This is a genomic window from Candidatus Falkowbacteria bacterium (assembly GCA_013336275.1).
Taxonomy (GTDB): Bacteria; Patescibacteriota; Patescibacteriia; order Patescibacteriales; family GWE2-39-37; genus JAAXUA01.
Genome location: JAAXUA010000002.1, coordinates 42,117 through 56,602, shown reverse-complemented (window position 1 = coordinate 56,602; position 14,486 = coordinate 42,117). Strand labels below are relative to the sequence as shown.

Sequence of the window (14,486 nt, the reverse complement as noted above, 5' to 3'; positions counted from 1 at the left end):
ATTAATTAATCTAGATCTTCCGATTTTTCTGCCTTTTCTGCCTTAACTTCAACTTCGATCGCTGCGGCCTCGACAGCGGCCAGACGATCATATTCCTCTTCAGCTTCTGCGGTCGTGCCCTCGCCGATCAATTCGACATCCAAAGCCAAGCCCTTGAGCTCGCGCACTAAGACGTTGAACGATTCCGGCACGTTCAGCTTGCGGATAGTCTCACCCTTGATGATGGACTCATACGCCTTGGAACGCCCTGGCACGTCGTCAGATTTGATGGTCAATATTTCCTGCAAAGTATGGGCGGCGCCGTAAGCCTCCAAAGCCCAGACTTCCATTTCACCGAAACGCTGGCCGCCGAACTGCGCCTTGCCGCCCAACGGCTGCTGGGTGATCAAGGAGTACGGACCGATCGAGCGCTGGTGGATCTTGTCCTCAACCATATGGTTGAGTTTCAACATATATTTATAGCCGACCGTAACCTTGTTGTCGTACGGTTGGCCGGTTTTGCCGTCATACAAAGTGACTTTGCCGTCGATCGGCAAGCCAGCCTTGGCCAATTCCTCGCGGATCTGGTCCTGGGTAACGCCGTTCAAAGCCGGAGTCACGGCCTTGTAACCGAGCTTGGTAGCCGCGAAGCCGAGATGGGTCTCGAGGAGCTGGCCCAGGTTCATACGGGAAACGATACCCAAAGGCGACAGGATGATGTCGACCGGGGTGCCGTCCTCGAGGTAAGGCATATCTTCAATGGAAACGATGCGGGAAATGACGCCCTTATTACCGTGGCGGCCAGCCATCTTGTCGCCGGATTGGATCTTGCGCAGATTGGCGACCGAGACCTGGATCGACTGGATGACGCCGGTGGCTAATTTGTCGCCGTCCTCACGGGAGAAGACTTTGATATCGACGACTTTGCCGTGTTCGCCGTGTTCGAGATAGAGCGATGAGTCGCGGACATCTTTGGCTTTTTCGCCGAAGATGGCACGGAGCAACTTCTCTTCTGCCGACAACTCAGTCTCGCCCTTAGGCGTGATTTTGCCGACCAGGATGTCGCCCGAAGAAACCTCGGCGCCGATGCGGATGATGCCGCGATCGTCCAAATCCTTCAATTTCTCTTCACCGATGTTCGGGATGTCGCGAGTCACGACTTCCGGACCGAGCTTGGTATCGCGGACATCGATAGTATAATCTTCGATATGGATGGATGAGAATGAGTCTTGGCTGACCATGCGTTCGGAGATGATGATAGCGTCTTCATAATTGAAGCCTTCCCAAGACATGAAAGCTACAAGCGCGTTGCGGCCCAAGGCCAATTCGCCCTGATCGATAGCCGGACCGTCGGTCAGAACCTGGCCGGCAGCGACCTTATCTCCCTTGCGGACGATCGGGCGCTGATTGATGCAGGTTGAGGCGTTAGAGCGCAAGAATTTGACCAAAGGATATTGAGTAACCTTGCCGTGCTCATCTTTGACTGAGATGGAACCGCCGTCGACCTTGACGACTGTGCCATCCTCTTCGGCGACGACGACTTGACCGGAATTGATTGCAGCGGTAGCCTCGGCGCCGGTGCCGACGACCGGAGCCTGCGGCATGACCAGCGGCACAGCCTGACGTTGCATGTTCGTACCCATCAAGGCGCGTTGTCCATCGTCGTGTTCCATGAACGGAATCAGCGAAGTGGCGATGGAGATGATCTGGTTCGGAGCAACGCCGATGAAATCGATCTTGGTCACGTCGTCAGCTGTCGGATTACCGTAGCGGCGGACTTCGAAACGCTCGACCAAAAAGTGGCCGTTCGAATCGAGCGGAGCGGTGAACGAGGTGGTAATATATTTTTCTTCCTCAAAAGCATCGAGCCAGACAATCTCGTTGGTGACTGAAGGCTTGATCGGAATCAGGACATGATGGCTGACTTTTTCACTGATCAATTTGGCCTTGGCCTCGTCGATCCGCTCTCCGGCTTTGACGACCAGCTTATTTTTGTCATCGAAAATATCTTCGCGAGCGATCTTGCCGACGGTGATTTTCGGATCATTGGTTATATCATGCAGAATGCGGCGATATGGCGTCTCGATGAAGCCATAGCTGTTCAGGCGGGCATAGCTGGCCATGTGGCCGACCAGGCCGATATTCGGACCTTCAGGAGTAGCGATCGGACAGATGCGGCCGTAGTGGGTGGCGTGCACATCGCGGACGTCGAAACCGGCGCGTTCGCGGGTCAAACCGCCGGGACCCATGGCTGACAAGCGGCGCTTGTGTTCCAACTCGGCCAACGGATTGGTCTGATCCATGAATTGCGACAGCTGAGAAGACATGAAAAATTCCTTGACCACACTGATGACTGGGCGGGCATTGATGAGCTTGTTCGGGGTCAGGGTGTCCATATCCATGGTGGACATGCGGTCCTTGATAATACGCTCCATGCGGGCCAAACCGACGCGGAACTTGTTCTGAATCAATTCGCCGATCGCACGGACACGGCGGTTGCCCAAGTGGTCGATATCATCTTCCTTGTCCTGGGAAACGTTCAAACGGATGACCTCTTTGACGATCTCAACCAAGTCCTCGCGGCGCAAGATGCGAGTTTCCTTATTATTAGGAATGTCGAAGGCGAATTTGCGGTTCAATTTGTAGCGGCCGACACGGTCGAAGTCATAACGGTCGAAACGGAAGAACATCGAGTGGATCAGCTGGCGGGCATTCTCAGTAGTAGCCAGGTCGCCTGGGCGGATACGCTTGTAAACTTCCTTCAAGCCTTCGGCTTCGCTCTTGGCGATGTCCTTGGAAATGGTCGCATCGATATATTCCTGGCCGCCAGTCGGCAGGTTCTTGAATAACTCCAAAATTTCCTCGTCAGTGCCATAGCCGAAGGAGCGCAGCAAAGAAGAGACTGCCACTTTGCGCTTGCGGTCGATGCGGACCCAGATCACGCCATTGACGTCGGTCTCTATTTCCAGCCAGGCACCGCGATTAGGGATGACCTTGGCACCGTAATATTTTTTGCCCTTGATGAACTCTGAAGAGAAGATAACACCGGCCGAACGGATCAGCTGGGAAACCACGACGCGCTCGATGCCGTTGATAATGAAAGTGCCGCGCTTGGTCATTAACGGGAAGTCACCCAAGAAAACCTCCTGGGAAGTGGTATGGTTGGTCTTCTTGTTGACCAAGCGGACTTTAACGCGCAATGGGGCTTCGTAAGAGATATTTTTGGCACGGCTCTCAACCTCGTTGAATTTGCATTCATCAAGATAAAAATCATCGAAATATAACTCGAGGTCGCGGCCGATGAAGTCGGTGACCGGAGAAATCTCGTCAAAAAGATCCGGCAAACCTTCTTTCAGGAACCAATCATATGAATCCTTTTGGATCTCGATCAAATCAGGCATTGGCAACGCTTCACGGTAACCCTCGAAGTGTTTGCGCAGGCCGAGACTCGCTGGTCTCGCTTCGATAGTTTTATTGGACATAAAAAAATCTCAAGTTTAGTTACTCTTGAGTTATATTAATTGATATTTAATTTACCTTGGAAAGATAGCCACTCTATTTTTAGAAATTTAACGCACGGGGAGAAAATTATTAAATATTCGGCCCTTGTATGCAAGCCGATAATTATCTAACTTTAGCACAATAAAAAGGAGAGGCGGTCAGTCAAAAAAATAAAAAAACGGTATTCGATATCACAACTCTGTGACAGTGTTCCGTTTTCTTCTAAAAACTATCTAATAGTTTTAAATGTTAAGTATTTTGAGACTTTATTATCTTAACAACCTTGGGCGAAGTTGTCAAGAGTAGATGCAAAAAAAATAAAACCTGGCAAGATTTGCCATTTTTTATTTAATATTAGCTTATTTTACCCAAAATATCGTCAGACAAAATTCAAGAAGGTCCACAACTTATCAACAGCCGATAACCGTGTCAAATACCGAGCTTGGCTAGCTCTTCCCTAACGACTTTCCGGTCGTCCCAAACCTCGATTTTGCCATGCGGACCGACTATGCCCTGTTCTGAGCCTTTGCCCGTAATAAGCACTATATCGCCTGCTTGAGCCAGGCCAAGAGCTTTGGCGATGGCCTGTCGGCGGTCCATAATCTTGAAAAGGTCCTCGTTCAAGACTTTTCCGGCCTTTTCCGCTCCGACGATCACCTGGTCGACAATTATCTCCGGATTCTCATCGTAAGGATCCTCATTGGTAACGATGACCGTATCTGCCCTTTCTCCGGCTATTCTCCCTAAAATCGGCCGTCTTGAAGTATCCCGGCCGCCGCCAGCCGAACCCAACACGTGCAGCTTGCGCTGATGCGGGATGGCCTCGATAGTCTCATAAAGCTTGCTGACTGCATTAGGCTCGAAGGCATAATCGACAATTACGGCGAAATCCTGACCTGCATCGATGCGTTCAAGCCGGCCGGGAACCCCGAGGATTGTTTCAAGCGCGGCCCTGATGCGTCCCAACTCTTTGCCCTGGTCCATAGCTACCGCGATGGCGGTCATGGCGTTTGTGGCGTTGAATTCCCCCAGCAATTTCAAGCGGAATTTCGTATCATTGACGGCGAAGTTTAGTCCTGACTGAGTGTTGATTATGTGGTCATAGGTCAAGACGGAAAGCTCGCGGCTGGAACTGTATTTGCGCCGGCTGAAACCCCACTTGCTTTCCGACCAGAATCCGCCGAAATAATCCACATGCTCATCGTCAAGATTAAGAATGATGGTCTTTTTGACGCGCTGCAGGTCAAGCTTCTTGATCGAGGTTTCGGCCAAGCTGACCCGCTTCTGTTCGTCGATATATTTAGTCTTGCAGCTCTTCAGATGGGAGAACAGCCGCCCCTTGGCCTGCTTATAATTTTCGAAGCCGCCATGCGATTCGATGTGTTCCGGGTAAAGGCCGGTAAAAACCAGGATGTCGTAATTAATGAAACGATGGCGGAACTGACGAATACCCTCAGAGGTTGTCTCGACGATCGCATACTGGCAGCCGTTCTCGACCATCTTGGCCAAAATCGCTTGAGTGAAGAATCGCCCGGGCATCGTCATTTTCTTATCGTTGAGCCACTCCCGTTGGCCATCGTTGAACATGGCCGTTGAAGTGTAACCGACTTTGTAGCCCAAGGCGGCAAGCGTCTTGGCGATCAAAAAAGTGCTGGTGGTTTTACCGGTGGTCCCAGTAACACCGATGACTATTAATTTATTCGATGGGGCACGATAGGCGACCGATGCTAACCAGCTCATTGCGTAATGGTAGCTCGGCTGGAGCGACTTGAACAGTTTTTTGGGAATCGCGCGTTTTATGATATTTAAAATTGTATTCATGATGATAATTTAATTGCTTCTGAACAATACCAGCTCTGCTGCTCGTCTTCTAATTACAAAAACCCTGTGCTAAAAACTTCTGCGCACTTGTCTCACCATTTTGTAGATGGCATACCAGCCTTGGTCGAACACGAGGTCGAAAGTTCCGGGATACTCGATCTCCGTGCCACCGAAGCCTTGCTTGAACTTGGTTACGCCGGGCCACTTCTTCTCATCAGCGCCATGCAGGTCGTAATAGCTCAGACCCTGCGCTTTAGCCATCAATATAGTCTGCCACTGCAAGGCATAGGGTGCCATGACATTGCGCTCGTCATTGGCCGAGCCGCCATGGAGATACGTCGCGGTATCGCCGAAAAACGAGACGATACTGGCAGCAATCGCTTTGCCTCGATATTCGGCAAAGAGCAGCTTCAAAAAATCGCTTGGCAGGTCGAGCATCTCTTGGTAGTAGCTCCGTCCATGCGGCCGGAACTTATCTCGTCCAGTAGTCTGATCCAACAAGGTCCAAAATTCCTCGAATCGCTCCTTGCCGGCCTCAACCACCTTAATGCCTTTCTTCTCCGCTAATTTGATATTATAACGGGTCTTCTGATGCATATTCTTCAAGATTTCTTCAGGCTCGCCAGAGATGTCTACGATCAATGTCTTGCTCGGCTGCACATCGGTCGTCTTGAAGAACGGACGATCGCCAGCCAGCCGCTGCATCTCGTTGTGACAGTCGAAATAAGGATCGAAGCGCATGAACATGACCATCTCATCTTTGGCAATACGCTCGATTTCCGCATAAAGCAGCCGCGCAGCCTCTTCGTGCCAGACTGCGTCGGCGAAAATCGGACCGCGGCCGCAATAGAAATAACTCTTGCCCATGGGCAGGTCCTTCTTAATGACCTTGGCTGAGGCCACCAGCTGGCCGGCATCCTCAACTGCGATACGCCAGACATTGCCGCTGACATCTTTTTGGAACTCGCCCCACTCCCATGACTGGATGAACTGGCTATTCTTTTGGCCGCCGACGAAATCGTCAAGCTGCTTCTTGTCGGAAACGTGTACGATATTCATAGAATTGTTTTATTTGCCTAAGGTTTTTAATGCCGCCCTGATGCGCTCGCTGGAATTCTTCAATGACGGATCGATCTCGCGCAATGCTTCGCGCGCTTGCTGTAGGCTGTACCCCAAAGCCAACAAGGCATCGATCTCGTCGCTTTGCGCCATGCCTGACGATGAGCCGCCGCCAGCGATCATTTCTCCGGTGCCGATCGCCGCAACCTTGTCGCGCAGCTCGAGCACGATGCGCTCGGCAGTCTTGCGGCCGATGCCGGAGACCTTCGTCAGAATCGACGAATCTCCGCGCGCTATAGTCACCTTGAGCTCCTCGGTCTTGGCGACCGACAAGATGCCCAAGGCAGATTTCGGACCGACGCCCGAAATAGACAAAAGCAGCTCGAACATCTCCAGCTCTTCCAAACCCTTAAAACCATAAAGGTCTAACGCATCTTCCTTGATGTATTGATGGGTGTACAGCTCGATTGGCTGCCCGGCAACAAACTCTGAGAACAGTGTCTGATTGACGAATACCTGGTAGCCGACATCAGCCACTACCACGATGAAATAATTCTTATGCTTGCCTTTGAGTTGTCCTTTCAAATATGAAATCATCTTTACGCGTTATGCTCCTGCCTGCCGGCAGGTTATGCGATTTTAAACCCTTCTTCTCAAAACACTGAACTCCGGCACGTCCCTCTTAAAATCAAGAAGCGCCATCCTTCCCTGGCCGCCATGGGCTGATTCTAAGGGTTCGCCCGTTTCCGCATCAATAATCCTATCCACCTTTTTCCTTATTATATCATACCCGGGCAAAAGCGCCTCAATCTGGTCTCCAACCCGCAAAGCATTATGTATTTTGACTAAAGTAAGTCCATTTTTTGAACCAATGACTTGGCCGCAAAACTCCCAAGCACATTCATTATGAGAATTTGCAAGATTCTGAGCACTCTTGCCCTCGCCAAACATAAACCCCTCGGTATAGCCGCGATGGACCAATTTTTCTTCCAGTTCTTTGAATAGCTTCTTGGCCAGAAGCTTTTGCGCCCGGTCATCCGTTTTACCACTTGATAATTCATCAATGGCCTTACGATAGGCGCCGACGACGGCCGCCAGATAATAAGCGCTCTTGGCTCGCCCCTCGATCTTGAGAGAATCCAGGCCGCTGGCCATCAATTCAGGCATGCGCTTCATCAAACACATGTCATTGGAATTCAGGATATAGGAACCATGCTGCTCCTCGACTAATTCGAATTCCGAATCGTGCCCATCCGGCTTGATGGCGATACTAGCCGAACCGTAATTCCAGCGGCACGGCTGGACGCAGTCTCCCAGATTGCCGCTGCGGCCAACCAGAAATTTCGAAAGGAAGCAGCGCCCGGAATAGGCCATGCACATGGCGCCATGGATGAAAGTTTCCAGCTCCAGCTTCGGCACGGCCTTTTTTATCGAAAGGATATCTTCATAAGCGACTTCCCGGCCCAAGATGACGCGCTTGACTCCGCTTTTCCACCAAAACTCAGCCGCTGACGAATTCGTGCAGTTAGCCTGGGTCGAGAGGTGGATTTCCGCCTCCGGCCACTGCTTCTTGATCATGCTGATTACTCCCGGGTCGGACACGATCAGCGCATCGGGCTTGATCTTCTTAAGCTCTTTCAAATATCCCGGCAATTTAGCCAGATGCTCGTTATGGGCGAAGATATTGATCGTCACATAGACTTTCTTGCCCCGTTCGCGAGCATACTCGACAGCTTCTTTCAGGCTGGCCAAAGTGAAGTCATTGATACGCGTACGCAGGGAAAAGTCCGGAATGCCGGCATAAACAGCATCCGCTCCGAAAGCGAACGCAGTCTTCATCTTTTCCAGATTGCCCGCCGGTGCCAACAGCTCCGGTTTTCTGATACTATTTTTCTTCATCTTTTTTTTCTAATTCCTCTAATTTCGCCCTGGCTCTTACGCAGCATTCGGACTGCGATTTGAGAATCGTCTTAATCGCGTCATCAACCGGGTTGTTGCGCTTTTTCGGTTTCAGTTTTTCCTGCAGTTCCTTATTGCTCATGGTCCCGTTTCTTGATTTCATAACCCTCGAAATAATCATCCGTATCGGATAACACCTTGGCCACTTCATATCTGCCCTTGGTGAATATTTTACCGTCTCGAACGAAGTGCGTGACTTCCTTGATGATCACACTGGCCTTGGGCAGTGATAATTTTTCTCCACCCTTGGTCTCGCGCAGCGGCAGTTCGCCGAACAGCCAGTAAAGCCGCTGGTCTGATTTCAAAAAATCATATACCGCGCCCTCGGTTAGCTGCTCAGGCAGGCACTCCGCCTCGAGCCGCCTGCCTGCTCGATATTCTGAAATGTCGCGCAAGCAAAGGTCAGGATTGAATTCGACTCTGATTCCCATATGTTTATGCCTGATAAAATGCAATATATGACTGGTAGGCCGAGTAGATGTCGGCTTTCGAAGCGATTTCCATCGGGGCGTGCATATTCATCAAGGCCACGCCGATATCGATGACCTCCATATTGCGTTCGGCCAAAAACTTGGCGATCGTGCCGCCGCCGCCCTCGTCGACTTTTCCGAGACCCGCAGTCTGCCAAATCACCTTGTTCTTATTAAAAATGGTGCGCAAGCGCTGGACGAACTCGGCGCTAGCCTCGGTCGTGCCGTATTTGCCGCCATAGCCGGTGTGCCGCTCAACCGCCACGCCGCAGCCGATCTTGGCTACGTTCATCGGGTCGTGGACGCTCTTGTAGTCCGGGTCGTAACCGGCCGTCACATCGCTCGAAAGCGCCTCACTCTTCTCCATTACCTGATAAACCTCGCGCATAGTGCCCTTCTTGCCGGTTTTTTCCAGGAGCTCGGCCACCAGGCTTTCGATAAATATCGATTTAGCCCCGGTCGTGCCATCAGAACCGATCTCCTCGCGATCGACCCACAGGCAGACCTGAGTCCGTTTGCCCGCTTTGCTCTTGAACAACGCAGCCAACGAAGCGTAGGCACAGACACGGTCATCCTGGCCGAAGGCGGCAACGAATGAACGGTCAAAGCCCAGGTCGCGCGCCTTGGCCTCAGGCATGGCCTCGATTTCGGCGCTGAAAAAATCTTCGCCTATAATCCCGTATTCCTTGTTCAGATGTTCCATGATCGCCAATTTGACCTTGGCCTTAACCTTGTCATCTTTGACCGGCAAAGAACCGACTAAAATATTCAGCTCTTCACCCGCCACGGCTTCATCAATGCTCTTTTTCGCCTGGCTCTTGCCCAAATGGGGCAGCAAGTCGGTAATCATGAAAATCGGATCGCTCTCTTTTTCGCCGATCTTGATTTCAACCTTTTTGCCGCTCGCCAAAACGACCGTGCCGTGCAAGGCTAAAGGCGTGGTGGGCCAATGGTATTTCTTGATCCCGCCGTAATAGTGGGTCTTGAAAAAAGCCATCGCCTCATCTTCGTAAAGCGGGTTGACCTTCAAATCAAGATGCGGCGAATCGATGTGAGACATCACCAAGCTGAAACCGTCTTCGACCATATCTTTGCCAACCACTACGAGCGCCAAAGTCTTATTCTTGTTCACTGCGTAGACTTTGTCTCCGGCTTTGAGCTTGCCAGACTTGTCCAAAGCCTTGAAGCCGGCCTTTTCAGCCAAACGGACGCCAGCCTTGACCGACTCGCGCGCGGTCTTAGCCTCATCTAAAAACTTCTTATACCCTTCAGAAAAATTCATTGCTTCTTTGGTCTGCTTTTCGTCCCAAACCTCCCAAGCATTTCTCTTTTCGAAGAATAATTCCTTTTCCATTTTTTGATAATCTGTTTTTGGCATATTATTTTATCTATTATTTGTTAATATCTTTGCGCTAGTCCGGCTTTCAACATCATTTTTATCGCGCATACGTACCCGTCTAAGTGATAAAAATGATGTTGAAAGCCGGACCTACGAAGATTATTTATAATAACTTTCCTAGTTAAATCATAACCAACTCTTTTTGAACATCGGTCGTTATGATGAGTTCCAATTTGTCGTCTATATAGAAATCGATTTCCGAGCGCACGCCGAACCTATTTTCCAGATAGACCCCTGGTTCGATGGTGTAAGCCAGATTCTTGATCAAGGGGCGCTCGCTTTTCCAGTTGAGCCCGAATTCCTTGCCGTGAGGCGAATCGAAACCCAAGCTATGCCCGGTGGTGTGGAGAAATTTATCGCCGTAACCAGCGGTCGCAATCACCTTGCGCACCTCATCGTCGACCATCTTGCCGGTCGGCATCTGTCCCTTTTTCAAATTTCTCCTAATCAGCTTCAAACCGGCATCCCTGGCCTTGATCACTAAAACGTATACGGCCGCAATCTCTGAGGCTGGTGAATCTCCATAGTAAGCCATCCAGGTGATATCTGCAAATGGCGCGTCATCCTTATCCAGCCTGGCCCAAAGGTCGATCATAATCAGCGACTCCGGTTCTAGCTGCTTACACTCTTTGGTCGGATAATAGTGGACGAAAGACGTATTCGTATCAAAGGCAACAATCGCGCTGTCGCGATCAGTCACTAAGCCGTTACGGACGAACTGTTCGACGATGTGCTGCTGCACCTCATACTCGCTGACATCGCGTCTGCTCGCGATCAATGAAAATGAGCTATCCTTTATCTGGCAGAGCAGCCTGGCGGCCTGGGCGTGGTCGGTTATTTTCTCTTGATTCCACATAACCCTTAAACCCCCTGGCTTCGCAGAGCTTTGATGCGCTCTTCGACCGGCGGATGAGTCATGAACAATTTCGAGAACCAGCCGATTGCCGCCTCGCCTTTGAGCGGCGTAACGATGTACATGTGAGCCGTGGCCCGGTTGGCCACTTCTAGCGGCTCCTGGTCGGCAGATATCTTTTCCAGTGCTCGAGCCAAACCTTCCGGATAGCGGGTCAAAAGCGCACCGTCAGCATCAGCCAAAAACTCACGCTTGCGCGAGATGGCAAACTGCATCATATAGGCGAAAATCGGAGCCAGAATCGACAAAACGATTGCCAGCACCGTAATGATCAGGGTAATGCGGCCGTCACGATTGTCGCTGTCTGATTTGCTGTGACCGAAAAATGACCAGTGCCTGAACCAATCGGCTAATAGGACTACTACGCCGACCAAGACCGTGACGACCGTGGAAATCAGGATGTCACGGTTGCCGATGTGCGACAGCTCATGGGCGATTACGCCCTCAAGTTCAGCCTTGTCCAACTTCTGAAGCAAACCGACAGTCACGGCCACGACCGCGTGCTCCGGGTCGCGCCCGGTTGCAAAGGCATTAGGCGCCGTATCGTCGATGATGTATATCTTCGGCAACGGTAACCCGGCCGTAATGCAGAGATTCTCCACCAGATGATAAAGCTCCCGGTTGGAGTCGTGGTCGATTTCCTTGGCTCCGCTCATGGCTAGAACGATCTTGTCGCTCCACCAATAGCTGACGAATGACGAGACTACGCTGAAGGCAACCGCGATATAGAGGATGATCGAATCGTTCATGGCCTGACTGAAGACATAGCCTACCAGCATGATGAATATCAAGAAACCAGTCATCAAGAACCAGGTCTTGCGAGCATTCGAATCGGCATTGTTATAGATTGTTGGCATATATTGAATTTATTTTAAAAAATTTCCAGGCAGATAATTATTGCTACCCATCTTTCGGAAATAATTTTTATCGCGCATACGGATTCGTAGCTATTTTCCCGCAATATAATCATAATCAATATTATTTTGCGGGAAAATGCACAGATATCCGTCTAAGCAGGAGAAATTATTTCCGAAAGATAAGCTTACCAGCTACCGCCTCCGCCTCCGCCGAAACCGCCACCCGAGTGGCCGCCGCCGGACAAGCCACTGTGGCTGCTGGCCGCCGTTCCAGAGGAGGCGAAACCGCCGCCGAAAGAGGAAAGGCTCTGAGCGAAAATGACCGGTGCGAAAGGGCGGACCGGGTCATTGTACCAAGACGGACTCTGCTGATAAATGCCCTCGAATTTCTTCGCCCACTGCTCTGTCACGTCCAGGGCGATAGCGTACGGGAGAAGCTTCTCGAATTGAGCAGGGTCCTTTTCCGGTGCGTTATGGAACTCTAGCCGGTCCTTCTCAGCCACAGACAGATACATCTTAAGTCCGAGCAAGTGCTCTTTGGCTTCCACCCCGGCCAAAGTCTTGACCGGCATGAAATAACCGAAGGCCATCACGATAATGCCCGCCGGAAATAATCCGAACAAGCCGATGAAAACTCCCAAAAGCATCAACCCGCCGATACCCATATAGTTATTCCTGACTTTCTCCGGATTTGCGGGGAAGAAACCGAGAGCGACCACTTCTTCATTGACTTCTTTATCAAGGGCATCGATTTCCGAAACCCTCTTATTCGCTAAGCTGCTCAGCTTGACTGAATCGCCGCCCTTGAACAGCATCTGCATCAATGACTGCTGATATTTCTTCAGTCCTGCGTCCTCAGACTTCAGTCTGACCAGCTCGAAATCTTCGTTAGTGACGAAAAGCACAGTGCTTTGCAGGCGATTAATTTTCAGATAACCCTTTATCGCCAGATTTATGATTTCCCCCGAATAGGCATCCATGGTCGTGGCGTCATCAACGATGACACCGACCAGCGATGGGCTGATATTCGCTGGTGCATCATACTGCGGGATTATTGTTCCGACTTTAGGATCGCGGCCGAAACGCCGCCAGCGCCGATACATAACGACAAAAGCGACAATCGGAGCCAATATATTAAGAATAACGTAAATGACAACCAAAATTCCCAAAATCGCTAACGGCTTCGATTCAGCCCCAGGCACCTGCTCGATATAACTGACTAAACCCTTAGGAAAGCCTATGACGGCGGTCATTCCCTGCCCGGCTTGAAGACCGGCGCTGGAGTAACTGGCAGACGGCTCGCCGGAAAGATCCAAGGCCGAGCCGCACTTGTCCTTGCTCCCGGCCTTTCCGTAATAGCAATAGGTCGATAGCAGGCTGCTCGAAGCAGCGCCGGCTACCGAAATCTTCGCGCTAGCTAACGCGATCGGCACTTGCCAATCGTTGCCGGTCACATTCCAATAAAGTTCGTCATGGTCATCGAAATAATTGATCGCGCCAGCGACACGGTATCTGATGCGGTAGGTCTTAAGTCCGGTAACGGTCACATCGGGGTTGCCGATCTTAATCTTTTTCAGGCTGCCCGTTCGCGTCTCGGAAAAAAGCTGAGCTGCGCCCTTTTCATCCGTAACCGAAACTCCGGATATATCGACCTCCCGGCTGCCGCCATCAGTCTTATACGAGACTGGGAGATCGCGGAATATGCCGTGCCTGGAGGCCGCACCGAAATCATAAGCGATCACTTCAACCACATCAAGGCTGGCATCGCCATTGATGGTAATGTCGGAGCTGAAGGTTTTGATCTGTTCGCTGGCAGATGCTGGATATTGAGGCAAGAATAATGCCGCTACCGCCAAGAATGCCGCAAAACCGAGCTTGATGGTTAGACGCATGAGCTTCGAAGCTAATTATTACGCTCCGGCGCCCGATCGATCGGGCGCCGTCAGCCTGACAATTATCTTAGAATTTGACTTGGACGTTTGCCTTCTCCTCGGCTGCTGCCTCAAAGAAATCACGGGCAGTGAAACCGAGCTTCTGGGCGAACATATTGGTCGGGAAGACCTGGATCTTGGTGTTAAGATCGCGAACATTGCCATTGTAGAAACGGCGAGCGGCTTGGACCTTGTCTTCTGTGTCAGTCAGCTCACGCTGCAGTTCCAAGAAATTCTGGTTAGCCTTCAAGTCCGGATAAGCCTCTGATAAGGCAAAAACGCTCTTCAGTGCTCCGGTGAGCATGTTCTCGCTTTCTGCCAATCCCTTTGCATCGCCCTTTTCTTGGGCGGCCATGGCCACATTGCGAGCCTTGATAACGTTATCCAGGGTTGTCTGCTCATGAGTGGCATAGCCCTTGACCGTCTCAACCAAGTTCGGGATCAAGTCGTGGCGGCGCTTAAGCTGCACGTCAATGTCGCTCCAGGCTTCATCGGTACGGTTCTTCAAACGGATTAACCCGTTGTACACGGCAATGAGATAGATGGCGGCTAAGGCCACGATGCCGAGCACGATCCAAAGTGCTGTCATATGTTTGT

12 protein-coding genes are annotated in these 14,486 nt (G+C 51.1%); all 12 read right to left on the bottom strand.

The features are described from left to right. Positions 1-5: 5 nt before the first annotated feature. The gene (locus tag HGA34_01915; GenBank protein NTW22284.1) at positions 6-3,380 is read right to left on the bottom strand and encodes a DNA-directed RNA polymerase subunit beta; all 3,375 of its coding nucleotides are present in this window, start codon (positions 3,378-3,380) and stop codon (positions 6-8) included. A gap of 529 nt (positions 3,381-3,909) precedes the next feature. After that, entirely contained in the window at positions 3,910-5,301 is a 1,392-nt protein-coding gene (murE, locus tag HGA34_01910) for a UDP-N-acetylmuramyl-tripeptide synthetase (GenBank protein NTW22283.1), read from the bottom strand. Positions 5,302-5,370: 69 nt separating this feature from the next. Then, the gene (locus HGA34_01905) at positions 5,371-6,360 is read right to left on the bottom strand and encodes a peptidoglycan bridge formation glycyltransferase FemA/FemB family protein (protein NTW22282.1); all 990 of its coding nucleotides are present in this window, start codon (positions 6,358-6,360) and stop codon (positions 5,371-5,373) included. A 9-nt stretch (positions 6,361-6,369) separates the two neighbouring features. Beyond that, positions 6,370-6,957: a Holliday junction branch migration protein RuvA gene (ruvA, locus tag HGA34_01900; protein NTW22281.1), complete on the bottom strand. Its 588-nt coding sequence runs from the start codon at positions 6,955-6,957 to the stop codon at positions 6,370-6,372. A gap of 42 nt (positions 6,958-6,999) precedes the next feature. Further along, complete coding sequence (locus HGA34_01895; protein ID NTW22280.1) at positions 7,000-8,259, bottom strand: hypothetical protein; 1,260 nt, start codon at positions 8,257-8,259, stop codon at positions 7,000-7,002. Further along, a complete protein-coding gene (locus tag HGA34_01890; protein ID NTW22279.1) occupies positions 8,246-8,401 on the bottom strand; it encodes a hypothetical protein in 156 nt (51 codons plus the stop codon). The genes HGA34_01895 and HGA34_01890 overlap by 14 nt, the downstream gene beginning before the upstream one ends. After that, complete coding sequence (locus tag HGA34_01885; GenBank protein NTW22278.1) at positions 8,391-8,750, bottom strand: hypothetical protein; 360 nt, start codon at positions 8,748-8,750, stop codon at positions 8,391-8,393. Before HGA34_01885 ends, HGA34_01890 begins: the two co-directional genes overlap by 11 nt. 4 nt (positions 8,751-8,754) lie before the next feature. After that, positions 8,755-10,167, bottom strand: coding sequence for an aminopeptidase (locus HGA34_01880; protein NTW22277.1), 1,413 nt, complete (start codon positions 10,165-10,167; stop codon positions 8,755-8,757). 142 nt (positions 10,168-10,309) lie between these two features. Beyond that, entirely contained in the window at positions 10,310-11,044 is a 735-nt protein-coding gene (locus HGA34_01875; GenBank protein ID NTW22276.1) for an aminopeptidase P family protein, read from the bottom strand. Positions 11,045-11,049: 5 nt separating this feature from the next. Continuing rightward, positions 11,050-11,904 (bottom strand): M48 family metallopeptidase, encoded by an 855-nt coding sequence (locus HGA34_01870; GenBank protein NTW22275.1) that lies wholly within the window; start codon positions 11,902-11,904, stop codon positions 11,050-11,052. A 239-nt stretch (positions 11,905-12,143) separates the two neighbouring features. Beyond that, positions 12,144-13,850 carry a DUF2207 domain-containing protein gene (locus tag HGA34_01865; protein ID NTW22274.1) on the bottom strand — a complete coding sequence of 569 codons (1,707 nt, stop codon included), beginning with the start codon at positions 13,848-13,850 and terminating at the stop codon, positions 12,144-12,146. Between the two features lie 67 nt (positions 13,851-13,917). Next, positions 13,918-14,478 (bottom strand): LemA family protein, encoded by a 561-nt coding sequence (locus HGA34_01860; protein NTW22273.1) that lies wholly within the window; start codon positions 14,476-14,478, stop codon positions 13,918-13,920. Positions 14,479-14,486: the final 8 nt, after the last annotated feature.